We start from the raw sequence: 26,568 nt of genomic DNA on the forward strand, positions 1-26,568 counted from the left end.
AGCCCATGCTCGGCTGGTCTTTGGGCCGAAGAGCAGCCGAGCATGGGCTTGGCACTACAGGTTCAGGTCCGCCCATTCACCCACCTGAGCGGATTCTGACCGGCCCAGGCATTTTTGCTGCACTGCAAAATGCCATACGGTACCGTCTGGTTCTAGTATCAAACAATCGTTTGATTAAGGTCCGCCCGCCCGATGGCCAAGCCCGCCCACTTCTCGACCAAGGACCGGATCCTCGGCGCCGCCGAGGAGCTGTTCGCCCAGCACGGCTTTGCCGGCACCTCGCTGCGCCAGGTCACCAGCCAGGCCGACGTCAACATCGCTGCGGTGAACTACCACTTCGGCTCCAAGGAAAACCTGGTCAACGAGGTCTTCCGCCGCCGCATGGACGAGATGACCGGCGCTCGCCTGGCCCAGCTCGAGCGCGCCCGCAACGAACATCCCGGGCAACTGCGGCCGGTGCTGGCCGCCTTCGTCGAGCCCGCCCTGGCACTGGCCCAGGACCGCCAGAACGGAGGCGCCTTCGTCCGCGTGATCGCCCGCGCGTACGCTGAAAAGAACGACAACCTGCGCAAGTTCCTGTCCGACCACTACGGCCACGTGCTGCGTGAGTTCGGCAAGGCGATCGCCATCTGCGTGCCCGGCCTGAGCAAGGAGGAGCTCTATTGGCGCCTGGATTTCCTGGCCGGCTCGCTGACCTATGCCATGGCCGATTTCGGGCTGATCAAGCGACCCGCCGGTGTCACCGAAACGGCGCATCGTGCCCATGCCGCGCATGAACTGATCCATTTCGCCGAGGCCGGATTCCGCGCCGCCGCCCGCAGCGGCAGCGCCCTGCCCGCCTCCATTGATTCCACCCAGTAACTGCTGACCAACAAAGGCCCTACACCATGTCCAATTCCCTGCTAGTCCGCCGCGCCGCCGTGCTGGGTGCCGGCGTCATGGGTGCCCAGATCGCCGCCCACCTCACCAATGCCGGCGTCGACACCGTGCTGTTCGACCTGCCCGCAAAGGAAGGTCCGGCCGATGGCATCGTGCTGAAGTCGATCGCCAACCTCGGCAAGCTGAGCCCGGCACCGCTGGCCAGCAAGTCGCTGGCCGAAGCCATCACCCCGGCCAACTACGAGACCGGCCTGGAACAGTTGAAGGACTGCGACCTGATCATCGAGGCCATCGCCGAGCGCATGGACTGGAAGCAGGACCTGTACAAGAAGATCGCGCCGTTCGTGGCCGACCACGCCGTGCTGGCCTCCAACACCTCGGGCCTGGGCATCAACAAGCTCGCCGACGTGCTGCCGGAACAGCTGCGCCACCGCTTCTGCGGCGTGCATTTCTTCAATCCGCCGCGTTACATGCACCTGGCCGAGCTGATTCCGGCCACCACCACCGACGCCAGCGTGCTGGAAGGCCTGGAAGCATTCCTGGTCACCACCCTGGGCAAGGGCGTGGTGTACGCCAAGGACACCCCGAACTTCATCGGCAACCGCATCGGCGTGTTCTCGATCCTGTCCACCATTCACCACACCCAGCAGTTCGGCCTGGGCTTCGATGAAGTGGACGGCCTGACCGGCCCGCTGGTCGGCCGCCCGAAGTCGGCCACCTACCGCACCTCCGACGTGGTCGGCCTGGACACCATGGCCCACGTCATCAAGACCATGGGCGATACCCTGCCGAACGACCCGTGGCATGAATTCTTCAAGTCGCCGAAGTGGCTGGATGCGCTGATTGCCAAGGGTGCACTGGGCCAGAAGACCGGCGCCGGCATCTTCCGCAAGGTCGGCAAGGACATCGTGGTGCTGGACCTGGAAAAGCAGGACTACCGTCCGGCTGACCGCGCCGCTGCACCGGAAGTGGTCGAGATCCTGAAGATCAAGAACCCGGCCGAGAAGTTCGCCAAGCTGCGCGAGAGCCAGCACCCGCAGGCGCAGTTCCTGTGGGCGACCTTCCGCGACCTGTTCCACTACAGCGCCTACCACCTGGCCGACATCGCCGAAACCGCCCGCGACGTCGACCTGGCCATCCGCTGGGGCTACGGCTGGTCGCTGGGCCCGTTCGAAACCTGGCAGGCCGCCGGCTGGAAGCAGGTCGCGCAGTGGATCGCCGATGACATCGTCGCCGGCAAGAGCATGAGCAACGCCCCGCTGCCGGATTGGGTGTTCGATGGCCGCGACGGTGTGCACGCCGCCGAGGGCAGCTACAGCCCGTCGCGCAATGCCAAGCTGCCGCGTTCGTCGCTGCCGGTATACCAGCGCCAGCGCTTCCCCGATCCGCTGCTGGGCGAGAAGTTCGCCCCGGGCGAGACCGTGTTCGAGAACGACGGCCTGCGCATGTGGCACGACGGTGATGGCATCGCCGTGGTCAGCTTCAAGACCAAGATGAACACCGTGTCCGACCACGTGCTGGACGGCCTGCAGGAGTGCGTCACGCGCGCCGAGAAGGACTTCCAGGGCCTGGTGATCTGGCAGCAGAAGGAACCCTTCTCCGCCGGTGCCGACTTGGCCGGTGCCCTCGGTCTGCTGCAGGCCGGCAAGGTCGACCAGTTCGAGGAAATGGTGCACAACTTCCAGCGCACCAGCCAGCGCATCAAGTACTCGCTGGTGCCGGTGGTAGCTGCGGTGCGCGGCCTGGCCCTGGGTGGCGGTTGCGAGTTCCAGATGCACAGCGCCAAGACCGTGGCCTTCCTGGAAAGCTACATCGGTCTGGTCGAAGCCGGCGTCGGCCTGCTGCCGGCCGGTGGCGGCCTGAAGGAACTGGCCGTGCGTGCCTCGCAGGCCGCAGGCCCGGGCGGTGACGTGTTCGCCGAACTGAAGAAGACTTTCGAGACCGTGGCGATGGCCAAGGTGTCCAACTCGGCGGTCAACGCCCAGGAACTGGGCCTGCTGCGCAGCACCGACAAGGTGGTGTTCAACAGCTACGAAGCGCTGTACATCGCCAAGGCCGAAGCACGCGCCCTGGCCGAAGCGGGCTACCGTCCGCCGCTGCCGGCACGCCGCATCCAGGTGGCCGGTGACGTCGGCATCGCGACCTTCAAGATGATGCTGGTCAACATGCTGGAAGGCCGCTTCATCAGCCCGTACGACTACGAGATCGCCGAGCGCATCGCCACCGTGCTGTGCGGCGGCAAGGTCGACCGCGGCACCCTGGTCGACGAAGAGTGGCTGCTGACCCTGGAGCGCAAGCACTTCGTCGAACTGGCCCAGCAGGAAAAGACCCAGGCCCGCATCGCGCACATGCTGAAGACCGGCAAGCCGCTGCGTAATTGATTGATGGTGGGTGCCGCCCCTGATTCGGGGCGGCACCGTCCCCTGCTTCTGGTAGGTGCCGACCTTGGTCGGCACGCCGGTAAAAACTCAAGAGATCACTGCAATGACCAAGCAAATCCAGGACGCCTACATCGTCGCCGCCACCCGCACCCCGGTTGGCAAGGCGCCCAAGGGCATGTTCCGCAACACCCGCCCCGACGACATGCTCGCCCACGTGCTGCGCAGCGTCGTCGCGCAGGCGCCGGGCGTGGACGTCAACCGCATCGATGACGCGATCATCGGCTGTGCGATGCCGGAAGCCGAGCAGGGCATGAACGTGGCCCGCATCGGCGTGCTGCTGGCCGGCCTGCCGAACACCATCGCCGCGCAGACCGTGAACCGCTTCTGCTCCTCCGGCCTGCAGGCCGTGGCGCAGGCGGCCGACGCCATCCGCCTTGGCAATGCCGACCTGATGCTGGCTGGCGGCACCGAATCGATGTCGATGGTGCCGATGATGGGCAACAAGATCGCGATGGCCCCGAGCGTGTTCGACAACGACCACGTCGCCATCGCCTACGGCATGGGCATCACCGCCGAGAAGGTCGCTGAAGAATGGAAGGTCTCGCGCGAAGACCAGGATGCATTCGCCCTCGCCTCGCACCAGAAGGCCATGGCCGCCATCCAGAATGGTGATTTCAAGGACGAGATCAGCCCGTACGAGATCGTTTCGCACCAGCCCGACCTGGCCGACGGCAAGCGCATCATCACCCGCAACAAGGTGGCCGACACCGACGAAGGCCCGCGTCCGGATTCCTCCGCTGAAGGCCTGGCCAAGCTGCGCCCGGTGTTCCGCAACGGCCAGTTCGGCGGCACCGTCACTGCCGGCAACTCCTCGCAGATGAGCGATGGCGCCGGCGCGGTGCTGCTGGCATCGGAACAGGCGATCAAGGACTACGGCCTGACCCCGCTGGCCCGTTTCGTCAGCTTCTCGGTGGCCGGTGTGCGCCCGGAAGTGATGGGTATCGGCCCGATCGCCGCGATTCCGAAGGCACTGAAGCAGGCCGGTCTGACCCAGGATCAGCTGGACTGGATCGAGCTCAACGAAGCCTTCGCCGCACAATCGCTGGCGGTGATCCGCGATTGCGGCCTGGACCCGAGCAAGGTCAATCCGCTGGGCGGCGCGATTGCATTGGGCCACCCGCTGGGTGCGACCGGTGCAATCCGTACCGCGACCCTGCTGCACGGCCTGCGTCGTCGCCAGCAGAAGTACGGCATGGTGACGATGTGCATCGGCACCGGCATGGGCGCGGCGGGCATTTTCGAGGCGCTGTAAGGTTCAAAGCGTTGCCGGCTGATTGCTGGCTGTGGGGCCCGGGTGGGTGAGGCTGCCCGGGACACGCCGTAAAACCCATCCATGGGGCTTGGCAGCGGCATCCATGCCGCTGACAGTCCCGGTCAGCCTCACCCACCCGGGCCACCCAACATTCCGTGCGGCGGAGGGGGTGAGAAAAGTAGATCCACGCCATGCGTGGATGCTTTCCACGATGTGGTCAGAGCCCTTTGCTGCGCAAAGGGATCCGACCCCGACCCACGAAAAAAGGCAGCCATCGGCTGCCTTTTTCGTTTCTGCCCTGCTCTTGATTCCGCCCTTCCCGTCCGCGCCACCAGCCAACTGTCGAGAGGCGGGGGCGGGCCGATGCAGGACCGCAGGCGCCATGGATGGCGCCTACGAGCCCCCATGGATGGGTTCACGGCGTGTCCTGCAGCGGCCCGCCCCCGCCTCCCCACCTATGCCGGGAGGCGCTGCACGGAGCGCTTGATAAAACCCTTATTCCGCCAGCATCGCCGCCAGCTTCTCGCGCGCCGGGCCGGCCAGCTTCGGGTTGTCCAGCGCAAAACGAATCGTCGCCTCGACCAGCCCCAGATGGGTGCCGCAGTCGAACCGGGTACCCTCGAAACGATAGGCATCGACCTCGTCGGTTTTCAGCAGCTCGGCGATCGCATCGGTCAGCTGGATCTCGCCGCCGGCACCGGTCCGGGTCTGCTCAAGCAGTTCGAAGATCTTCGGGCTCAGCACGTAGCGACCCACCACCGCCAGATCGCTCGGTGCGTCTTCCGGCTTCGGCTTCTCCACGATCTGCGAGATACGCCCCTTGCGGCCATCGAACGCCTCGGTGGCGACGATGCCGTAACTGGCCGTCTTGTCGTGCGGCACGTCCTCCACGGCGATGACGCTGGCGCCGCTGGCCTCGTTGAGGTCGGCCATCTGCTTCAGCGCACCCGCGCCGCGGTTCCAGATCAGATCATCCGGCAACAGCACAGCAAACGGCTCGTCACCGATGACCGCCTTGGCGCACAGCACCGCGTGGCCCAGGCCCAGCGCCTCGGCCTGGGTAACGAAGATCGCGCGCACGCCTTCCGGCAGCACATGGCGGATCAACTCCAGCTGTTCGTGCTTGCCCGCGCGCTCGAGCTTCTGCTCCAGCTCGTAGGCCTTGTCGAAATAGTCGGCGACAGCGTGCTTGTAACGGTTGGTGATGAACACCAGGGTGTCACAGCCCGCCTCGATCGCCTCATCCACGGCGTACTGGATCAGCGGCCGATCGATGATCGGCAGCATCTCCTTGGGCACTGTCTTGGTCGCCGGAAGAAAACGCGTGCCCAGACCCGCTACCGGGAATACCGCCTTGCGAATGCGCTTGCTCATTGGTGCCTGCTGGCCTCACGTGCCGGAAAGGGCACAACCTTAGCGGATGAAATGTAAGCATCCTGTTCGATTGGCGAGAATTCCGGCATGGTCGCGAACAGGATTTCCTGGATCGTATCGATGTCGTACCTGGCAATCGCCTCGCGCAGCTTGGGCACGTTGCCCAGCACGATGTCACGCGAGAACGCACGTACGCCGGCTTCCAGGATCTTCGGATGCGCGGTCGGCCGGTAGTCCTCGTCGGAATAGAACAGCGTCTCGTGCAGCTTCTCGCCCGGACGCATGCCGGTGTAGATGATCGGGATGTCCTTGTAGGGTTGCTTCCCGGCCAGGCGGATCATCTGTTCGGCCAGCACCCGGATCGGCACGGGCTCGCCCATGTCCAACGTATAGATCGCCCCGTGCGACGCCGACGCAGCCGCCTGCAGGATCAGCTGGCATGCCTCGGGAATGGTCATGAAATAGCGGCTGACCTCCGGATCGGTCACCGTGACCGGGCCGCCCTTGAGAATCTGCTCGCGGAACAACGGCACCACGCTGCCGGCCGATGCCAGCACGTTGCCGAAGCGCACGGTCACGAAACGGGTGTGCGTGGACTTCTGGTCCAGGCTCTGGCAGATCATCTCCGCATAGCGCTTGCTGGCGCCCAGCGCATTGACCGGATCCACCGCCTTGTCGGTCGAAATGAACACAAAGTGCTCGACGCGGGCTTCCAGGCAGGCGCGGGCCACGTTCTCGGTGGCCAGGATGTTGTTGCGCACGGCTTCGCGCAGCTGACGCTCCAGCACCGGCACGTGCTTGTAGGCAGCCGCATGGAAGGCGGTGTCGACCGGGTGCAGCGACAGCGCATGACGGATCACCGCAGGATCGCCGCAGTCACCGAGCACGGCTTCGATCTCGACATCAGGAAAGCTGCGGCGCAGCTCGCCCTCGATGGTCAACAACAGCAGCTCGCTGATCTCCAGCAGCACGATACGACCAGCACCATGGCGCGCACACTGGCGACACAACTCGGACCCGATCGAGCCACCGGCACCGGTGACCATCACCGTGCGCCCACCCAACCAGCCTCGGATGAGGTTCCAGTCCGGCATGATCGGCTTGCGCCCGAGCAGGTCTTCGATCGCCACTTCCTTCAACTGGCCCGGCAACGACTGTCCCTGCAGGATGTCGCTGAGCTTGGGCACCGTGCGGAACGGAATGCCTGTGCTCTCGCAGATGGCCACCACGCGCTGCATGCCGACGGCATCCAGCGAGGGCATGGCAATCACCAGCAGCTTGGCCGCGGTCTCACGGGCCACCGCCGGTGCGTCGTCCAGCGTGCCCAGGATCGGCAGGCTCTGCAGCTTGGCGCCACGCAGGTGCGGTGCATCATCGAGCAGGCCGACCGGCTCGAAATTGCCGGATCGGCGAAGGTCCCGCACCAGGGTCTCAGCGGCTTGGCCGGCGCCGAGAATCAGCACGCGGCGCGCGGACGAATCGGACTGCAGCGACTGGTAGTCCTTCCACGCCCGGTACAACAGGCGCGGCGCGCCCAGCAGTGCCGACAGCGCGAACGGATAGATCACCAGCACCGACATCGGCACGCCGTTGAAGCGCTTCCAGGCCAGCACCAGAACAATGGCGATCAGGCCGATGAAGCTGGCCTTGAAGATGTTCAGCAGGTCGCTGACGCTGGCGAAGCGCCACAGCCCGCGATAGAGGCCGATACGCCAGAACACCAGGCCCTGCAGCGCCAGCACCAGCGTGGTGTCCACGTTCCACAGCGGCAATGCCGGAGCGTCGGCAAGGATCGAGTAACGACCTGCATGCAACAGCTGCCAACAGGCCCATACCATGAACAAGTCGTGGCAGACGATGGCCGTACGCGGCATCAGACCGAGGATTCTGTCCCGCCAGGGTGAAGACATAGATCGAGTAATTCCTTATCGGTGGCGCAATCCATTGCGCAGGAGGAGCCACAGCAGGGTCAACGCGGCAAACCACGCGACCGCTACGGCAGCCTCCCACCTCGGCTGCAAATTGGTGCAGATATTGAACACTGTAATACTGAACAGGCCCAAAACAAAGTACATCCCTGTCACCTGGGCATGGCTGGCTCCTGCCTGGACCGCGCGCTGGTAGACGTGCTGGGTGTGGGGTTCCATCCAGCGTTGCCCGGAAAGCATGCGCGCCAACAGCGTGAAGCCCGCGTCCACAAGGAAGGCAGACAACGGCAGCAGAAGCAGGATCCAGTTGATGTCGGTGTGCACCGCAGCGACGGCCAGCACCACCGCCACGGCATAGCCCAGCGCGCCACTACCGACATCACCCATGAAGATCCGCGCCTGCGGGAAATTGAATGGCAGAAAACCCAGGCATGCCAGGCCAAGAACAACGGCCACCAGCGAATAGGGCCAGGGCAGCACGGTGGCGAAGCCCAGCGCAACGATGACTGCCTGACTGCTGGCAATCCCGTTGATCCCATCCATGAAATTCCAGATGTTGATCAGCGAGGCGGTGAAGAACAGCACCAGCAGGGTCAGCAGCCAGCTGCCCCCGTGCATCTTGACCAGCCCCGCCAGCAAGGCGGCGGCGAGGAAATGCACCAGCAACCGGCGCATGGCTGGCAGCGGCCGATGGTCATCCCACCAGCCAATGCCGGCAACCAGCAACAGACCAAGGCTGGCGACGGCGAGGCTGGGGGCAGCAACCGGCCAGACGCAGGCGGCCACGGCCGCAGCAACCAGCAGACTGATCACGATGGCGATGCCACCACCACGCGGGGTGGCGACGCTGTGGCTGCGGCGCTCGCCGGGCTGGTCCAGCAACTGCCTGCGCAGGGCATACACGCGCGCCGCCCAGGTCAATGCCGCGCTGAGCAGGGCCAGGCCGAGCAGCGCGGCCATCACAAGCCACGGCATGGTTCAGAGCACCGCGTAATTCAACAGCGGCTTGACCGTGCCCCACTCCTTGCAGCTGGGGCATTGCCAGTGGTGGGTACGCGCGCCGAATCCGCAGCGGGTGCAGCGGTAGGCAGGATTGCGCACCAGCAACTGGTCGGTGATGTGCTTGAGGTCGTGTAGGGTCGCGGTGGAATCTGCGCCCTCGGCCAGGGTGAGGTCGATCAGTGCCGATTCGCCACGCACCGACGGGCGATCCTTGAGCTGGCGGCCAAGATAGGCGCGGGCAGGTGCAACACCCTCCTGCTCTTCCATCAGGCGGGTCAGCGCCAGCACCGGGGCGATGCCGCGGTAGTGCTCGGTCATCTCGGACAGGAAGGCGCGCGCACCGCCCAGGTCACCGACCTTGCGGTAGTTTTCCATCAGCGCCGGCAGCACTTCCGGCAGGTACTCCGGATCGTTGCGGGCAGCACGCTCGAAGGCGCGCACGGCGGCCTCGGCGTTGCCTGCATCGGTTTCCAGGCGGCCCTCGATGATGCCGGCACGGACCGACATCGCATCGGCCTGGTAGGCGCGGGCGATGGCCGCCCTCGCCTCTTCCAGCTTGCCAGCGCCACGGAAGCGCTCGGCAAGCTCGCATTCGAACTGCCCGATCAGCTTGCCCATCGGCTCGCCGGTGACATCTTCGAAGCGGGTAGCGTTGTCGATCGCCTTTTCCCAGTCACGCTCGGCCTGGTAGATGCCGATCAGGTGCTTGAGCGCCTGCGGTGCGCGCTGGTCCAGTTGCGCCAGCTCGGTGAACACCGTTTCGGCACGGTCCAGCAGACCAGACTTCATGTAGTCCTCGCCCAGTGCCAGCAGGGCCTGCACGCGCTGCGCGTCGCTCAGGTCCTGGCGGTTGACCAGGCCCTGGTGCAGACGGATCGCGCGGTCCACTTCACCACGGCGGCGGAACAGATGGCCCAACGCGACCTGGGTCTCGAAGGTTTCCTTGTCCAGCTCGGCGATGTGCAGGAACAGTTCGATGGCCTTGTCCGGCTGCTCGTTGAGCAGGTAGTTCAGGCCACGGAAATAGGTGCTGGACAGGTGGCTGACCTGGTTGTCACCGTGGCGTTGACCGCCGCGGCGTCCGATCACCCAGCCGGCCAGCGCCGCCAACGGAAGACACAGGAAGAACCAGAACCACTCGGAAACGAATTCCATCTTCGATCAACGTCCATCAAAAGATTGGGAGGGGGCCACCGGCGCCGACGGTGCAGCCGCCGACTTGTTGGCACGGCGCAGCTGGCTGTAGAGCGGAATGACCACGCTTACCAGCACCAGGCCAGCACCGACCACGACACCGATCAGCAGGGCGGCAATCAGCGCCACGCCGACGGACGTGTTCAATTGGGTAAACAGCAGGTTGATCGACATGGCCGTCATGTTGACCGCACCGATGATCAGACCAAGGATGAGAACCGCCAGCAGGACCAGCAGACGAAAAACTTTCATGCGACAGCTCCATTGGCAGGAGGCCGTAGCTTATCCGACTCGTGGTGGGATTCGCACGAAGTCGCGCGACGGATGGCTCAGGCCGGATCTGCGTCCAGCGGCAGCACACTGCTGACCCGCTCGCGCAGTTCCTTGCCTGGCTTGAAATGAGGGACATGCTTGCCCGGCAGGGCAACCGATTCGCCGGTCTTCGGGTTGCGACCCAGGCGCGGCGGACGGTAGTGCAGCGAAAAGCTGCCAAAGCCGCGGATCTCGATGCGATCGCCGGCCGACAGTGAGCCCCCCATCATTTCCAGCAATGACTTGACCGCCAGATCGACATCATCGGCCTTCAGGTGCGCCTGCCGGCGCGCGAGGATTTCGATCAGTTCGGATTTGGTCATTACCGGCTCACATCAGGGGCATCTCAGCCTGAAACGGCCCGGGCAGTGCCCGGGCCGTCCAGGAAACAACGAACAGCGTAAGGCCGATATTACTCGGACTTGTTGCCGTTCAGCTGTGCACGCAGCAGCGCGCCCAGCTGGGTGGTGCCGCTGGAAGCCGAAGAGGACTGGTATTCCTCCAGCACTTCGCGCATTTCAGCGTCGTCCTTGGCCTTGATCGACAGCTGCAGGGTACGACCCTTGCGATCCATGCCCACGAACTTGGCTTCAACCTTGTCGCCGACCTTCAGGTGCTGGGTCGCGTCGTCGACACGCTCGTTGGCGATGTCGCGAGCTGCAACATAGCCTTCGATGCCGTCGGACAGCTCGATGATCGCACCCTTGGCGTCGACTTCCTTCACCACGCCTTCGACCTTGGAGCCCTTCGGATTGGTCGCCATGTACTGGCCGAACGGATCCTGCTCCAGCTGCTTGACGCCCAGCGAAATGCGCTCGCGCTCCGGATCGACGGCCAGGACCACTGCGTCCAGGTTGTCGCCCTTCTTGAAGTTGCGAACGATGTCTTCGCCAGTGGTCGCCCAGCTGATGTCGGACAGGTGAACCAGGCCGTCGATACCGCCGTCCAGGCCGATGAAGATGCCGAAGTCGGTGATCGACTTGATCTGGCCCGACACCTTGTCACCCTTCTTATGGGTGGCAGCGAAGGTTTCCCACGGGTTGGCGGCAACCTGCTTCATGCCCAGCGAGATGCGGCGACGCTCCTCGTCGACGTCCAGGACCATGACTTCAACTTCGTCACCGACCTGCACAACCTTGGACGGGTTGACGTTCTTGTTGGTCCAATCCATCTCGGAAACGTGCACCAGACCTTCGACGCCCGGCTCGATCTCGACGAATGCGCCGTAATCGGTGACGTTGGAGACCTTGCCGAACACGCGGCTGTTGGCCGGGTAACGACGGGCGATGTTATCCCACGGATCTTCGCCCAGCTGCTTCAGGCCCAGCGAAACGCGGTTGCGCTCGCGGTCGAACTTCAGCACGCGCACGTCCAGCTCGTCGCCGACGTTCACGACTTCGGACGGATGGCGCACGCGCTTCCATGCCATGTCGGTGATGTGCAGCAGGCCGTCGATACCGCCCAGGTCCACGAATGCGCCGTAATCGGTCAGGTTCTTGACGACACCCTTCAGGATCGCGCCTTCCTGCAGCTTGTCCATCAGCTGCTCGCGCTCTTCCGAGTGCTCGCTTTCGACGACAGCGCGGCGCGAGACCACGACGTTGTTGCGCTTGCGGTCAAGCTTGATGAGCTTGAATTCCAGCTCCTTGCCTTCCAGGTAGGCCGGATCGCGCACGGGGCGCACATCGACCAGGGAACCCGGCAGGAAGGCGCGGACATCCTTGATGTCCACGGTGAAACCACCCTTGACCTTGCCGCTGATGCGACCGGTGATGGTTTCGTTCTTTTCCAACGCTTCTTCCAGCTCGTCCCACACCATCGCGCGCTTGGCCTTCTCGCGCGACAGGACGGTTTCACCGAAGCCGTTCTCGATCGAGTCGAGGGCGACCTTGACGATGTCGCCTTCGGCAACATCGATTTCGCCAGCGTCGTTACGGAACTGTTCGATCGGCACGATGCCTTCGGACTTCAGCCCGGCGTTGATCACCACGACGTCGCCGCGGACTTCAACAACGGTACCGCTGACGATGGCGCCCGGCTTCAGCTTGGCCAGGTTGGCCTGGCTGGCTTCAAACAGTTCGGCAAATGATTCGGTCATTAGATTTACTCTGTTGGACACATGGGTCGGCTGGCTTCCCTTCAGGGAATGGCTGCCGCCCGCCTGTTGGTCGACCCCGGAAATGCAGGTCGTGTGTGGAAGTAGGAAAACCGCCACGCATCATTGCGCGACGGAGCTTTTACAGCACTGCAGATACGCGACCTCCACCGATGCTGCTGGCAGAGCTCCCGCGCGAACGGATCAGGCAGCCGGAACCGGAAGCAGATCCATCACTCTGGCAACGACATCTTCGATGCCGATGCCTGTGGTGTCGATGAGGACAGCATCGTCTGCCGGCTTCAGGGGCGCCACGGTACGCTGAGCATCACGGGCGTCGCGGGCCATGATCTCGCGCAGGAGGTCTTCAAAGTTAACAGAAACCCCCTTGTCTTTCAACTGCTTATGCCGGCGCTCGGCGCGCTCCTCGGCACTGGCGGTCAGGAAGACCTTGTAGGGGGCGTCCGGGAAGATGACGGTGCCCATGTCGCGGCCGTCGGCGACCAGCCCCGGCTCCATCCTGAATGCGCGCTGGCGCTCCTTCAGGGCGGCCCGGACCTCGGGAATGGCGGCAATCGCCGACGCCAGCGCCCCGGTGGTCTCCAGCCGCAGCTCGTCGGTGGCGTCGGTGCCATTGACCAGGACCCGCATGGCATCGCCCTGCTCGACGAACTGGACATGGGTGTCAAAGGTGCAACGCACCAGCGCGGAGGCATCGGAGGTGTCGATGTCGGCCCAGCTGGCCGCTACGCCGACGGCGCGGTACAGAGCGCCCGAATCCAGGTAGTGCCAGCCCAACCGGCGCGCCACGATGCGGCTGATGGTACCCTTGCCGGCCCCTGATGGGCCGTCGATGGTCAGGACGGGAACGAGTGGATTCATGGGGGTCCTTGCGCGTGTGAAGGGGGCATTCTAGCCCCTGCCAGACACCCCGCAACGGGCCATTTGTGCAACCACTTGAAACCATGGGGAAAAGCCCGGTAGAATGGCGGGCTTGAACGAGCGTCAACTGCCGATTGTCTTTCGCATATCGCGGCCACGCTCCACCCGAACAACTACTGTTTACGCCGAGGTATGCCATGAAAGTTCTGTCCTCCCTGAAGTCGGCGAAGGCCCGTCACCGTGACTGCAAGGTCGTGCGTCGTCGTGGCAAGATCTTCGTCATCTGCAAGTCGAACCCGCGTTTCAAGGCGCGTCAGCGCTAAGCCCAACGGTCCTTGTGACCGCGGCTGGCCCCACGCGGGGCCGACCCGATGCAAAAAGCCGCCTTCGGGCGGTTTTTTGTTTATGCGGTTTTTTCCTGCCGTTTTTGCTGTAATCGCTGTTCTTGACCACTGGGGAGTAGATCGAGATGACGCGTTACCTGTGCACCCTGGCCGTACTGGCCACCCTGGCTGCCGCCACCCCGGCGCTGGCCGATACCCTGCTTGTCGACCGCGCCCGCGAAAAGCCGGCCGGCGCCCTGCCCGTCCGCGGCCAGAGCATGCAGCAGGTGCAGTCCCAGTTCGGCGCGCCGGCAGAGCAGCTGCAGCCGCGCGGCGGACAGAAACGGCAATGGCCGACCATCCACCGCTGGGTGTACCCGCAGTTCACCGTCTACTTCGAGAAGCAGAAGGTGATCGACGTGGTGGCAAACCAGGCGGATCCGAACGAAATCGGCCCCAAGCCGCCGATCCGTTGACCCCCATGCCCGCCACCGGCGGGCGCGTGTAGCGAGACCATGAACCAGACCCTTCGTTTTCCTGCCGAATGGGAAGCCCAGAGCGGCGTCCTGATTGCCTGGCCCACCGCCGACACCGACTGGGCCGACCGCCTGGGCCAGGTGGAAGAGACCTACATCGCCCTGGTTGCGGCGATCACCCGCTTCCAGCCGGTGCTGATCTGCGTGGCCGACGATGACGTGGAGACCTACGCCGAAATGCGGCTGCGCTCCAACCGCATCGACATGGACAAGGTCCACTTCACCACCGCCGCGTACGACGATACCTGGCTGCGTGATTCGGGCCCGATCACCCTGCGCCGCGCCGACGGCAGCTTCCAGCTGCTGGACTTCCGCTTCACCGGCTGGGGCGGCAAGTTCGATGCCACCCTCGATGACCAGCTGGTCGGCGTGCTCGACCAGGCCGGCGTGTTCAACGATGCGGCGGTACGCAGCATTCCGTTCGCACTGGAAGGCGGCGGCATCGAGACCGATGGCGAAGGCACCCTGCTGACCACCTGGAAGTGCCTGCACGAACGCCATCCCGACCGTGACCGCGACAGCCTGAGCGCCGACCTGGCGAACTGGCTGCAGCAGGAACGCGTGCTGTGGCTGGATCATGGCTACCTGGAAGGCGACGACACCGACGCCCATATCGACACCCTCGCCCGCTTCGCCTCGGCCGACAGCATCGTCTACCAGGCCTGCGACGACGCCAGCGATTCGCACTACGCCGAACTGCAGGCGATGGGTGCCGAGCTGGCCGCACTGCGCACGCGCGACGGCCAGCCGTACCGGCTGTTCCCGTTGCCGTGGGCAAAGCCGGTGATCGATGAGGGCCGCCGCCTGGCTGCTTCGTATGCCAATTACCTGATCGTCAACGGCGCGGTGCTGATGCCGGCCTATGGCGACCCGGCCGACGACCTGGCCCGTGATGTGCTGGCACAGGCCCACCCGGACCGCGAGATCGTGCAGGTGCCCTGCCGCTCGCTGATCTGGCAGAACGGCAGCCTGCACTGCATCACCATGCAGCTGCCGGCAGGGTTGTTGAAGGCATAAAGCCACGCGGTAGCGCCGGGCCATGCCCGGCGAGCGCAGCGGCATCTGGAAAATCCGCCGGGCATGGCCCGGCGCTACCGGTTGCGTGCACCATTCAGCAGCCAACACGCTGTCATGCCGCATCCGCGTTAACATGCGGGTTTTCCCCCGCAGGATCGCCCCGCATGAACTCGCGCAGCCCCCTTACCGTCGCCCTGATCCAGGAGCGCAACCACGGTGATGCCGCCGCCAACCTGGCGGTGATCGAAGCGCGTGTTGCCGACGCTGCGGCGCAGGGCGCGAAGCTGGTGCTGCTGCAGGAACTGCACAACGGTCCCTACTTCTGCCAGCACGAATCGGTCGATGAATTCGACCTGGCCGAGCCGATCCCGGGCCCCAGCACCGAGCGCCTGGGCGCGCTGGCGAAGAAGCATGGCGTGGTGCTGGTCGGCTCGCTGTTCGAGCGCCGCGCTGCCGGCCTGTACCACAACACCGCCGTGGTCTTCGAGAAGGACGGCACGTTGCTGGGCAAGTACCGCAAGATGCACATTCCGGACGACCCGGGTTTCTACGAGAAGTTCTACTTCACCCCGGGCGACATCGGCTTCAAGCCGATCGACACCTCGGTCGGCCGCCTCGGCGTGCTGGTGTGCTGGGACCAGTGGTACCCGGAAGCGGCGCGCCTGATGGCGCTGGCCGGTGCGGAACTGCTGCTCTACCCCACCGCGATCGGCTGGGACCCGGATGACGTGCAGGACGAGAAGACCCGCCAGCGCGACGCCTGGGTGCTGAGCCACCGTGGCCATGCCGTGGCCAACGGCGTGCCGGTGCTCAGCTGCAACCGCGTGGGCCATGAAGCGTCGCCGCTGGGCGCCTCGGGCATCCAGTTCTGGGGCAACAGCCACGTGCTGGGCCCGCAGGGCGAATTCCTGGCCGAAGCCGGCACCGACGCGACGATCCTGATGTGTGAGGTCGACCTGCAACGCAGCGAGCACGTGCGCCGCATCTGGCCGTTCCTGCGCGATCGTCGCATCGACGCCTACGGCGATCTGCTCAAGCGCTACATCGACTGACCCGGAGCCCGCGCATGGCCGTACTCATCCGTGATGCCGGCCCTGCCGACATCGCTGCGATCACCGCGATCTACGCGGTGGAAGTGACCGACTTCGTCAACACCTACGAGTACGAGATTCCCGACCAGGCCGAGATGCTGCGCCGCATGCGCGACATCATCGACCGCGGCTTCCCCTACCTGGTGGCCGAGATCGACGGCCAGGTTGCCGGCTATGCGTATGCCAACACCTACCGCACGCGCATCGCCTACCAGTGGACCGTTGAGAACTCGGTCTATGTCGATGCACGCTTCCAGGGCCGTGGCGTCGGCACCGGCCTGCTGCAGGCACTGATCGATGCCTGCACCGCGCGCGGCCATCGACAGATGGTGGCGGTGATCGGAGAGCCGACCAATACCGCCTCCATCAAGCTGCACGAACGCTTCGGGTTCCAGCTGGTAGGCGTGTTCCGTGGCCTCGGCCGCAAGCACGGCCGCTGGCTGGACACCGTACAGATGCAGCGCGCGCTCGGCGATGGCGCCGATTCCGCTCCTTCCAATGAATGATTCCATGACCGAAACCCTTCCCGAAACCGGCGACGATCTGTTCGCCGGCCAGCCCGTACGCGTCGTCGAACGCGACGGCGTGCGCTACACCCTGCTGGGCACCGCCCACGTCTCCCATGCCAGCGTCGAGGCAGTGGAAAAAGCCATCGACAGCGGCCGTTTCGATGCGGTGGCGGTCGAGCTGGACCCACAGCGCCTGCAGGCGCTGAGCGACCCGGACACGCTGGCCAAACTGGACCTGGTGGAAGTGATCCGCAAGGGTCGCGTGGCCCTGTTCGCGGCCAACCTCGCGCTGTCGGCCTATCAGCGCCGACTGGCCGAACAGCTCGGCATCGAGCCCGGCGCCGAACTGAAGCGTGCGGTGGAACTGGCGCGCGAGCGCAACCTGCCGGTGCACCTGATCGACCGCGAAGTCGGGCTGACGTTCCGCCGCGCTTCGCAGCGACTGGGCTTCTTCGGCAAGCTGAAGCTGGTGGCCGGGCTCGGCGCTGGCCTGTTCTCGTCCGAGGATGTCGGCGAGGACGAGATCGAGAAGCTGAAGCAGGGCGACATGCTGGAATCGAGCTTCGGCGAGTTCGCCAGCGAGAACCCGGCCTTGTACGAAACGATCATCGGCGAGCGCGACCGCTATATGGCCACGCGCCTGCGTGAAGCGCATGATCCGCAGCAGCGCGAAGTGCTGGCGGTGGTCGGTGCCGGTCACCTGGCCGGCCTGGCGCGCTATCTGGAAACCGATACCGAGGCGGCCGCGCCGTTGCGCGAGCAGCTGGAAGCGGTGCCGAAGAAGCGCAACATCCCGTGGTTCACCCTCGCGATCCTGGCCATCGTGGCTACCGGCATCGGTGTCGGCTTCTATCGTGGTGGACTGGGCGTGGGCACCGAACTGCTGGCGACCTGGGCGATGTATACCGGCGGCCTGGCTGGCCTGGGCTGCCTGGTGGCCGGCAGCCACCCGCTGAGCATCCTCACCGCGATCGTGGTGGCGCCGTTCAAGCCGTTCCGCCTGAGCATCCCCACCGGTGCGTTCGCGGCCCTGGTGGAGGCGCGCCTGCGCAAGCCGACCTACGAGGATTTCCTCAAGCTGCGCGACGACGCACAGTCGTTGAAGGGCTGGTACCGCAACCGCGTCACCCGCGTGGTGCTGACCTTCATGCTGACCAACCTGGGCAGCATGCTGGGCTTGTGGCTGACTGCCGGCAAGGTGTGGAGCACGGTGGCGAGCTGATCGCGCTGCCCCGCCGGGCATGGCTCGGCCCTGCTGCTAGGTGCCAACCCAGGTTGGCACGGCATTTACACGATACGGCGATGAAAAAAAGGGGGAGACCGCCCCACTACGACCGGTCTCCCCCCCACCACAAACACATTTTGCTGTGCATTACAGCCGGGCAGCGCCCGGCTCTACCGTCTCCAGCCCGCGGGCGCGCTGGATCAGGCGCACCACCGCATTGCGCAGGTCATCGAGCACCGCATAGATGGTCGGCAGGAACAGCAGGCTGACCACGGTCGAGAACGCCAGGCCACCGGCAATCGCACGCGCCATCGGCGAATACTCCGGCCCGTTGCCGAACATCTGCGTATCGGTCAGCGAGATCGGCACCATCGCCAGGATCGCCGTGCCCATGGTCATCATGATCGGGCGCAGACGCTCGCGTGAACCCTCCACCAGCGCCTGGGTACGCCCCATCCCGCCCCGGCGTAGATTGTTGATGTGCTCGATCATCACGATGCCGTTGTTCACCACCACGCCCATCAGCACCAGGATGCCGATGAAGGACATGATCCCGAACGAGGTGCCGGTGATCCAGAACAGCCAGAACACGCCGAAGATCGAGAACAGCACGCCGCTCATGATCGCCGCCGGGAACAGCAGCGATTCGAACACCGCGGCCATCACCACGTAGATCATCACCAGCGCGATCAGCAGGTTGAACACCATCTGCTGCATCGCCTCGTTGTCATCGCCGTAGTCGCCGCCGTCGAAGGTGAAGCCGTAGCCGGCCGGGAAGTTCATCGGCTTGAGCACTGCTTCCATGGCCTTGCGGCCGTCCGGCGCAGTGATCTTCTCGGCCAGGTTGGCCTTGATGGTCAGCGTGGTCTGGCGGTTGGTGCGGCCGATCTGGGTCGCCGATGAACCAACATCGACACTGACCAGGCTCAACAGCGGCACGCTGCGGCCATCGCCGGTGCGTACGCTGAAGCCCGCCAGGTCTTCGGGGCTGCTCTGTTCGGCACCGGCAAAGCGCACCCACACCGGTACTTCGTTGTCACCACGACGGAACTCGCGCATCGGCGCGCCACGCAGCGCCAGGCCGACGAAGCTGGCCACCTGCTCGGCATTGAATCCGAACGCCGCTGCACGCTCGCGGTCGACGTGCACTTTCAGCTCGCCACCCTTCTCGCCATTGTCGATGCGCACATCGCGCAGCTCAGTGCGTTGGGCCAGCAGCGGCAGGACTTCCTGGCCGATCTCCTGCAGCATCGCGCTGGAGTCGCCGACCAGCTGCACCTGCACGCCCTGGTTGCCGCCACCACCACCATCACCGCCCTGGTTGCCAACGAAGTAGTCGGTGCGCGCAGACTTCGGCAGGCCCTTGCGCAGCTCTTCCTGCAGCGCCTTGATGTCCTTGGCGTACTTCTCGTCCAGGGTGACCACGGTCGAACTGCCTTCCTGCTCGCTGTACCAGGAGTAGACCTGCTGCACGTGCAGGCGTTCGCGGTTCTCCTCGACCCAGGCTTCGACGCGGGCCACTTCCTCGGACATCTGCCGGTAGGTGTAGGCGCCCTTCCACATGTAGCCGATGAAGATGTCCTTGCCGCCATCACCACCGAACATGTCGATCTTGGTCAGCTTCATCGGCACCAGGCTGACCAGCACCACCAGCAGGATGCCCAGCAGGCTCCAGCCACGATGGCGCAGTGACCAGTCCAGCAGCTGCGCGTATCGACGCTGCAGGCGCGCGATCACGCCGGTCTGCGAATGCACCAGCTTCGGTGTGGCCATGCGTGCGGACAGCATCGGGATCAGGCTGACCGCCACCAGCCACGAGGCCAGCAGCGAGACCGAGATGGTGATCGCGATCTGCGCCATGAAGATGCTGATGTTGTTGGTTTCGCCGAACAGGTTGGGCACGAACACGATGCAGTGGCACAAGGTGCCGGCGCTGAGCGCGATGGCAACGTTGCGGGTGCCGATGATCGAGGCCAGGCGTGGCTGGTCCGGCAGTCGCTCGCGTTCCTGGTAGATGCTCTCGACCACCACCACGGCGTTGTCGACCAGCATGCCCACGGCCAGCAGCAGGCCCATCATGGTCAGGATGTTGAGCGTGACGCCGGCGAAGTACATGAAGCCGAGGGTGATGGTGAAGCAAATCGGAATGGCCAGCGTCACCATCAGCGTGGACGGCCAGTGGCGCAGGAAGAAGAACAGCACCGTCACCGACAGGATCAGGCCGACGCCGCCGGCCTCGGCCAGCTCCAGCAGGGACGAGGTCACCGCCTTGCCCTGGTTGTCGATCACCTTGATCTGCACATCGCGCATCGAGTCCTGCGCGCGGATCGCTTCAACCTCGGCAAGCGCGCCGCGTGAGACGTCCACCAGGTTGGCGCTGCGTTCCTTGTAGATGTCCAGACCGACGGCAGGATTGCCATCCAGGCGACGGCCGTAGCTCATACGCGCCGGCTTCAGCCGCACGTCGGCAATGTCACCCAGGCGCAGTCCCTTGGCGTTGATGACCAGATCACGCATTTCCTGCAGGTCGGTGATCTCACCCACCGGCTGCACGCGCACGCGCTGGCCGTTGTCGTCGATCTGCCCGGCCGAGATCGAGAAATTCAGCGTGCGCAGGCGATCACTCAGCTCGTTGATGCTCAGGCCGTGTGCGTTCAGGCGGTTCGGATCGATCGCGATCTCTACCTCATTCGGCGGCGCGCCGGTGATCTCGACCCGGGCCACGCCCGGAATCCGCTCGATACGCCGCTTGAACTCGCGGTCGAGCATGTCGTAGGCGGTGGTCAGGTCGGTGGTACTGGCCAGGCGCACCTTCAGCACCGGCTGGTCGCTGCTGGACCACTTGAACACGTTGTAGCGCTGCACATCGTCAGGCAGATCGCTGCGGATCGCATCGATGCGCTCGCGCGCGTCGGAAGCGGCGATGGCGATATCGCGATCCCAGTCGCTGAACTCGATGAAGATCGACGCCGCTTCTGAAGTTGCCGATGAACGCATGCGCTTGATGCCGGTCATCGTCGCCAGCGACTCCTCCACCGGGCGGATGATGGTCCGCTCGACTTCTTCGGGGGTGGAGCCGGTATACGGAATCTGCACGAACAGGAACGGTGCGGAGATGTCCGGCAGCGCTTCCAGTGGCAGCCGGAACGAGGCGATCAGTCCGACCACCACCAGCGACACGAAACACATGATGGTGGTGACCGGCCGACGGATGGAGAACTCGGCAATGCTCATGCCGGTTCCTCCCCACCCGCACCGCTGCCCTGCGCGGCGTGCAGGCCTTCACCGGCATGCTTGCGGCCGCGTTCGCGGTAATAGGCATCACCGCGGCGGTCCATCAGGTCGTACACCACCGGGATCACCAGCAGGGTCAACAGGGTCGACACCAGCAGGCCACCGATCACGGTGATCGCCATGGGTGCGCGCACCTCGGCGCCCTCGCCCATCGCCACCGCCAGCGGCAGGAAGCCGAACAGCGTGCACAGGGTGGTCATGATGATCGGTCGCAGGCGCGAGCGGGCGCCTTCCACCAGCGCCTCGTGCTTGGCCACGCCGGCCTCGCGCAGCTGGTTGACCTTGTCGATCAGGATGATCGCGTTCTTGGTGACCAGACCGACCAGCAGGATCAAACCGATGAACACCACCACCGAGATCGGCTTGCCGGTCAGCATCAATGCCAGGATCGCGCCGACCAGCGCCAGCGGGATGGTGAACAGGATCACGAACGGATGCAGCAACGATTCGAACTGCGAGGCCATCACCAGGTAGACCAGGAAGATCGCCAGGCCGAAGGCGAAGATCAGCGACTTCGCGGCCTGTGCCAGCTCCTCACCCTGGCCGCCGATGTGCAGGCCCACGCCAGCGCCCAACGGCTGTTCGGACACCATCTGCTGCACTTCGCGCATGGCCGCGCCAAGGTCGATGTCGCGCAGGTTGGCCGAGACCACGGCAACCCGGGTCTGGTCGGCGCGATGGATCTCGCTCGGGCCGGTGGTGGCGACCACATCAGCCACTGCGTCCAGGGTGACCGGACGAGTGCTGCCCGGATTGACGATCAAGCGGCGGATGCTCTCCACGCTGGCACGATCGGTTTCCTGCGCGCGCACCAGTACATCGATCTTGCGGTCACGGAAGCTGTAGCGGGTGGCCACATCGCCGCGCACCTTCTTCACCACCACATCGGCGATCTGCCGCGTAGTCAGGCCCAGTGCACCGGCACGCTCCTGATCGAAGCGGATCTGGATTTCCGGGAAGCCTTCTTCCACGGTGGATTTGACGTCGGCGTAGTGCGCATTGCCGCGCAGCAGCGCCGCCAGGCGCTGGCCCGCCACTTCCAGGGTCGCCATGTCCTGTCCGCGCAGTTCGATCTCCAGCGGCGTGGAGAAGCTGAACAATGCCGGCCGCGCGAAGTCCACCTGCGCACCCGGGTGTTGGCCCATGGTGTCACGCAGGCGCTCGGTGATCTCCGCTTCGGTCTGCGGGTTGCCGCCGCCTTCCATCACGATGGTCAGCTTGCCGATGTTTTCGCCACTCTCGGTCGGGCTGGCATCCAGGCGGGTGCCACTGCCGCTGACGCCATACAGCGATGCCACGCCCTCGCCCTTGCCGTGTGCCAACTGCAGCTCACGCACCAGCGCATCGGTCTGCTTCAGCGGTGTGCCCGCCGGCAGCTTGACCGTCATTTCGAAACGGTCCTGCGCCAACTGCGGGATCAGGTCGGCACCGAGCATCGGCACCAGCGCCATCGTGCCGACAAACGCCAGTGCGGCCAGGCCCAGTACCTTGCCGGGATGGGCCAGCGCACCCGGCAGCAGCCGCAGGTAGCCACGCTCGGCACCAGCGTACGGCTTCATGGCGATGTCGCTGGCCTTGCGCATCACCGGGCCGACCACTGCAGCCACGCCGCGGCAGATACGAACCACCAGCCACGCAAGCGCGTAGAAACTCCAGCGCATCGTTGCCATCACACCACGACGGCCGAGCGCGACTGGCTTCTGCCAGCGGCTCTGCGGCTGCCACGGCTCGGCCGCGGCTTCTTCCGGGAAGGCCAGCGGCGGCCGGCCCTTCAGCGAGCTCAGCATCGGAATCAGGGTCATCGACACCAGCAGCGAGATCGCGATGGCGATTGCCACGGTCAGCGCCTGGTCGCGGAACAGCTGGCCGGCGATGCCGTCGACGAACACCAGCGGCAGGAACACCGCGATGGTGGTGAGGGTCGAGGCGACCACTGCCATGCTCACTTCGCGGGTGCCAGCGATCGCCGCCTGCAGGATGCCCAGGCCGCGTTCGCGCGCCTTGGCGATGCTCTCCAGCACCACGATCGAGTCATCCACCACCAGGCCCGTAGCCAGTGCCAGGCCACCCAGCGACATCACGTTCAAGCTCAGGCCGAGCTGGCCCATGAAGAAGAACGTGGCGATGATCGAGACCGGCAACGACAGGCTGATCACGAACGTGCTCCAGCCGTCACGCAGGAACAGGAAGATGATCAGGATCGCCAGCAGGCCACCGATCACCGCGTCCTTCTTGACGTCGGCGATGGCGTGCTCGATGAAGCGCGACTGGTCTTCGATGGTGGTCAGTTCGGCATCGGCCGGGAACGTTGCCTTGATCTGCTCCAGGCGCTTGCGCAGCGCTTCGGCAGTGGCAACGGTATTGGCATCGCCTTCCTTGTAGATCGCCAGTTCGACCGATTCCTTGCCGCCCAGGCGAATGACCGCTTCGCGTTCCTTGTAGCCCTGGCGCACGGTGGCCACGTCCTTCAGGCGCACCGGCACACCGTTGGCGACCACGCTGGAGGCGCCGCCGGACGAAGCGCTCTGCGCGGCGGACGCAGCAGCGACCGCCGCAGCCGAACCCGTCGAGGCCGCGATGTTGAACATCTGCTGCAGCGCCGAGTCGGCCGCGCTGCCGTTGGATGCCTGGGTGGTGACCAGCAGGTTGCGGATCTCTTCCAGGTCGGCGAACTGGTTGACGGTACGCACCAGGAAGCGCTGCGAGCCCTCCTCCAGACGGCCGCCGGAAATATTGATGTTCTCTTCCTTCAACCGCTTGATGACGGTGTCGATCGGCAGGTTGAGCTGGGCCAGCTTCTGCTGGTCGATGTCGACCTGGATCTCGTCTTCCAGGCCACCGCCGACCTTCACCGCCGCCACGCCGGTGACCGGCTCCAGCTTCTTCTTCAGGTCTTCATCGGCATAGCGACGCAGACCGGTCAGTTCACGGATCGCTTCTTCGTCGGTCGCAGGCGCGGCCTTGGTCGACAGCACCAGGCGCATGATCGGCTCGGTGGAGGGGTTGAAGCGCAGCAGCACCGGCGCCTTGGCTTCCAGTGGCAGGTTCAGCGCCTCCATCTTGTCGCGCACTTCCAGACTGGCCTGGTCCATGTTGGTGCCCCAGGCGAACTCGAGCACCACATCACTCTGGCCGGTGCGCGAAACCGACTTCAGCTTGCGCAGGTTCTTGACCACGCCCACGGCTTCTTCGACCGGCTGGGTGATCAGGGTTTCGATTTCAGTCGGCGCCGCACCGGTGTACTCGGTGCGCACGGTCAGCGTCGGATAGCTCAGGTCGGGCAGCAGGTTGACCTTGAGGTTGCCCAGCGCGATCAGGCCGAACAGCAGCAGGGTGACCGTGCACATGGCGATGGTGACGCGACGGCGGGTGGCGAACTCCACCAGACCGCCACGCATGCCTGCGGCGGCGCCGTCGCTCCCTGGCGAGGCACCGGGGTCGTGGCCGGGCGCGGTCATTGCGTGCTCCCGGCCTTCTCTGCCGGCTCGGCCGAGGTGGCTACCGTCTTCGCCTTGGCCTTAGGATCGGCGATCACCTGCACCGCCGTGCCATCGCGCAGGGCGACCTTGCCGGCGGTGACGATCTGGTCGCCAGCGGCCAGGCCCTCACGGATTTCCACCCAGGGCCCTTCGGCATAGCCGAGCTTGACCGGCACCCGCGCGACCTTGCCCTCGCGCACCCGGAACACTGCCGGCTCACCATCGTCCAGCAGTGCCAGGCGTGGCACCACCAGTGCATCGGCACGCTGGTCATAGTCGATGCGGATGCGGCCGAACATGCCCGGCTGCAGCGACTGCGCGGCGCCATCGAAAGCACTGACCACACGGAAGGTGCCGCTGCCCGAATCCACTACCGGCGCGATGCGGTCCACGATGCCGGTGAAGGTCTGGCCCGGCAGCGCATCGGCCGACAACGTGACCGGCTGGCCAGCGCGCAGCGTCGCCAGCTCGCGCTCGGGCACGTTGAGGGTGGCTTCCAGCCGCGAGTTGTCGACGATGCGGAAGATCGGCGTGTTGATCTGCACGAAGTTGCCGGTCTTGATCGACCGCGAGGCGATCACGCCGGAAATCGGTGCGACCACGGTGGTGTACGACAGTTCCAGCGTGGCCAGGCGGTACTGGGCGCGGATGTTTTCCAGGTCGTAGCGCAGCTGGTCGACGCTGGCCGCACTGACCAGCTGCTGGCTGACCAGCTTCTGTGCACGCTGATAGTCGTTTTCCAGCTTGCGCATCTGCGCTTCGCTCTGCGCTACGGACAAGCGCGCGCGGTCCGGATCCAGGCGAACGAGAGGCTGCCCGGCGCTGACCCGCTGCCCTTCCTCGACCAGCACCGCCAGCGCAACGCCCGAGGTCTTGGCCACCACCTGCGATTCGGCGCGCGGCTCCAGTGCCGCGGTTCCGGTGTAGCTGGCGGCCACCGCGCGATGGCTGGCCACGGCCACTTCCACCGGCACCGCGTCGACCTTCTTCTCGTCCTTGGTCTCGGCCGCCTTGGCCTCGTTGTTGGGCCCAGCGGCGCAACCGCTCAGCAGCAGGGAGGTGGAGAGCAGCAGCGCGGCAGCGCAGAGTCCGCTGCGGGGGCCGGGCAGGAAGGTTTGGTGCGACATCGTCAGATCCCTGGAGGATGCGTGGGCAGGTGTTGTAGCAAAGTAATGCACCACTTCACGGCAACACCATATCCCAAAGGTCATGGTGCCTTCACGCCGCCGGTCGGACCGACCCCATTTCAGCTAGATGAAACCTGAGGCTATACTCGGGTCGTTCCGTACCCCACGCCGGAACGACCAGACCCGAATCCCCGGAAAAGACACCATGCGCCCGCAGCCGCTCGCCGCTTGTCTCGCTCTGGCCGTCCTCCTGCCCCTCGGGGCCGCCGCACAGCCCGCTCCTGCTTCTGCTCCTGCAGCACCCGCCCCGGCACCGGCTACGGCCCCTGTGCCGGCGGCCGCCACGCCCACCGGCAGTTTCGACAACGGCCGTGTGCTGGCCTATACCTGCCAGGGGTGCCATGGCATCACCGGTTACAAGAACGCCTACCCCAGTTACCGGGTACCGAAGATCGGTGGCCAGACCCAGCAGTACCTGACCCAGGCCCTGACCGAGTACCGCCAGGGCAAGCGCCGGCATCCCACGATGCAGGCACAGTCGATGAGTTTCAGCGAACAGGAGATCGCCGATCTCGCTGTTTACCTGTCCACCGTCAAGTAAGGCCCGC

Annotated in this window: 20 protein-coding genes and 1 pseudogene; 10 read left to right on the plus strand and 11 right to left on the minus strand. The window is 65.2% G+C overall.

Features of this window, described 5'->3' with window-relative positions:
• The first annotated feature begins 192 nt into the window (after positions 1-192).
• The 3 genes from QOL57_RS01870 to QOL57_RS01880 all read left to right on the plus strand — a co-directional run bounded on the left by QOL57_RS01870 (position 193) and on the right by QOL57_RS01880 (position 4,572).
• Positions 193-861, plus strand: a complete 669-nt coding sequence (locus QOL57_RS01870) for a TetR family transcriptional regulator (protein WP_089240534.1) — start codon at positions 193-195, stop codon at positions 859-861.
• Positions 862-887: 26 nt separating this feature from the next.
• On the plus strand, positions 888-3,260 hold the full coding sequence (locus tag QOL57_RS01875; RefSeq protein WP_089240532.1) for a 3-hydroxyacyl-CoA dehydrogenase/enoyl-CoA hydratase family protein: 2,373 nt from the start codon (positions 888-890) through the stop codon (positions 3,258-3,260).
• Positions 3,261-3,363: 103 nt separating this feature from the next.
• Positions 3,364-4,572 carry an acetyl-CoA C-acyltransferase gene (locus tag QOL57_RS01880; protein WP_089240530.1) on the plus strand — a complete coding sequence of 403 codons (1,209 nt, stop codon included), beginning with the start codon at positions 3,364-3,366 and terminating at the stop codon, positions 4,570-4,572.
• A 495-nt stretch (positions 4,573-5,067) separates the two neighbouring features.
• Here the strand turns inward: QOL57_RS01880 and galU are convergent, their stop codons facing one another.
• The 8 genes from galU to cmk all read right to left on the minus strand — a co-directional run bounded on the left by galU (position 5,068) and on the right by cmk (position 13,359).
• Positions 5,068-5,946, minus strand: a complete 879-nt coding sequence (gene galU / locus QOL57_RS01885; RefSeq protein WP_025875017.1) for a UTP--glucose-1-phosphate uridylyltransferase GalU — start codon at positions 5,944-5,946, stop codon at positions 5,068-5,070.
• Complete coding sequence (locus QOL57_RS01890; RefSeq protein ID WP_162292010.1) at positions 5,943-7,856, minus strand: nucleoside-diphosphate sugar epimerase/dehydratase; 1,914 nt, start codon at positions 7,854-7,856, stop codon at positions 5,943-5,945. Before QOL57_RS01890 ends, galU begins: the two co-directional genes overlap by 4 nt.
• Before the next feature lie 15 nt (positions 7,857-7,871).
• Entirely contained in the window at positions 7,872-8,849 is a 978-nt protein-coding gene (locus QOL57_RS01895; RefSeq protein ID WP_089240528.1) for a glycosyltransferase family 4 protein, read from the minus strand.
• A gap of 3 nt (positions 8,850-8,852) precedes the next feature.
• A complete protein-coding gene (gene lapB / locus QOL57_RS01900) occupies positions 8,853-10,031 on the minus strand; it encodes a lipopolysaccharide assembly protein LapB (protein WP_032977571.1) in 1,179 nt (392 codons plus the stop codon).
• 6 nt (positions 10,032-10,037) lie between these two features.
• Positions 10,038-10,322, minus strand: a complete 285-nt coding sequence (locus QOL57_RS01905; RefSeq protein ID WP_025875021.1) for a lipopolysaccharide assembly protein LapA domain-containing protein — start codon at positions 10,320-10,322, stop codon at positions 10,038-10,040.
• Between the two features lie 77 nt (positions 10,323-10,399).
• Positions 10,400-10,705 (minus strand): integration host factor subunit beta, encoded by a 306-nt coding sequence (locus tag QOL57_RS01910; RefSeq protein ID WP_005409286.1) that lies wholly within the window; start codon positions 10,703-10,705, stop codon positions 10,400-10,402.
• An 89-nt stretch (positions 10,706-10,794) separates the two neighbouring features.
• A complete protein-coding gene (gene rpsA, locus QOL57_RS01915; protein WP_025875032.1) occupies positions 10,795-12,480 on the minus strand; it encodes a 30S ribosomal protein S1 in 1,686 nt (561 codons plus the stop codon).
• Between the two features lie 201 nt (positions 12,481-12,681).
• A complete protein-coding gene (cmk, locus tag QOL57_RS01920; RefSeq protein WP_032977572.1) occupies positions 12,682-13,359 on the minus strand; it encodes a (d)CMP kinase in 678 nt (225 codons plus the stop codon).
• Between the two features lie 197 nt (positions 13,360-13,556).
• Between cmk and ykgO the strand changes: the two genes are divergently transcribed.
• The 6 genes from ykgO (at position 13,557) to QOL57_RS01950 (ending at position 18,057) form a co-directional block, all read left to right on the plus strand.
• Complete coding sequence (gene ykgO, locus QOL57_RS01925) at positions 13,557-13,682, plus strand: type B 50S ribosomal protein L36 (protein WP_005409283.1); 126 nt, start codon at positions 13,557-13,559, stop codon at positions 13,680-13,682.
• Between the two features lie 146 nt (positions 13,683-13,828).
• Positions 13,829-14,158 (plus strand): hypothetical protein, encoded by a 330-nt coding sequence (locus tag QOL57_RS01930; protein WP_089240526.1) that lies wholly within the window; start codon positions 13,829-13,831, stop codon positions 14,156-14,158.
• A gap of 39 nt (positions 14,159-14,197) precedes the next feature.
• On the plus strand, positions 14,198-15,235 hold the full coding sequence (locus QOL57_RS01935; protein WP_089240524.1) for an agmatine deiminase family protein: 1,038 nt from the start codon (positions 14,198-14,200) through the stop codon (positions 15,233-15,235).
• A 164-nt stretch (positions 15,236-15,399) separates the two neighbouring features.
• Positions 15,400-16,287 (plus strand): carbon-nitrogen hydrolase, encoded by an 888-nt coding sequence (locus QOL57_RS01940; protein WP_025875046.1) that lies wholly within the window; start codon positions 15,400-15,402, stop codon positions 16,285-16,287.
• 14 nt (positions 16,288-16,301) lie between these two features.
• Entirely contained in the window at positions 16,302-16,832 is a 531-nt protein-coding gene (locus tag QOL57_RS01945; protein ID WP_089240522.1) for a GNAT family N-acetyltransferase, read from the plus strand.
• Positions 16,825-18,057: a TraB/GumN family protein gene (locus QOL57_RS01950; protein ID WP_176429876.1), complete on the plus strand. Its 1,233-nt coding sequence runs from the start codon at positions 16,825-16,827 to the stop codon at positions 18,055-18,057. Before QOL57_RS01945 ends, QOL57_RS01950 begins: the two co-directional genes overlap by 8 nt.
• A gap of 150 nt (positions 18,058-18,207) precedes the next feature.
• Here the strand turns inward: QOL57_RS01950 and QOL57_RS01955 are convergent, their stop codons facing one another.
• The 3 genes and pseudogenes from QOL57_RS01955 to QOL57_RS01965 form a co-directional block, all read right to left on the minus strand.
• Positions 18,208-21,294: an efflux RND transporter permease subunit gene (locus QOL57_RS01955; protein ID WP_089240518.1), complete on the minus strand. Its 3,087-nt coding sequence runs from the start codon at positions 21,292-21,294 to the stop codon at positions 18,208-18,210.
• Positions 21,291-24,746, minus strand: a pseudogene (locus QOL57_RS01960) (efflux RND transporter permease subunit); the annotation flags it as partial. The gene QOL57_RS01955 and the pseudogene QOL57_RS01960, both read right to left, overlap by 4 nt.
• A 62-nt stretch (positions 24,747-24,808) precedes the next feature.
• Positions 24,809-25,960: an efflux RND transporter periplasmic adaptor subunit gene (locus QOL57_RS01965; RefSeq protein WP_089240514.1), complete on the minus strand. Its 1,152-nt coding sequence runs from the start codon at positions 25,958-25,960 to the stop codon at positions 24,809-24,811.
• Positions 25,961-26,165: 205 nt separating this feature from the next.
• On the opposite strand from QOL57_RS01965, the gene QOL57_RS01970 reads away from it, so the two are divergent.
• Positions 26,166-26,561 carry a c-type cytochrome gene (locus tag QOL57_RS01970; RefSeq protein WP_089240512.1) on the plus strand — a complete coding sequence of 132 codons (396 nt, stop codon included), beginning with the start codon at positions 26,166-26,168 and terminating at the stop codon, positions 26,559-26,561.
• Positions 26,562-26,568 lie beyond the last annotated feature (7 nt).

It is taken from the genome of Stenotrophomonas sp. yr243, from assembly GCF_900184195.1.
GTDB classification, from domain to species: Bacteria; Pseudomonadota; Gammaproteobacteria; order Xanthomonadales; family Xanthomonadaceae; genus Stenotrophomonas; species Stenotrophomonas lactitubi.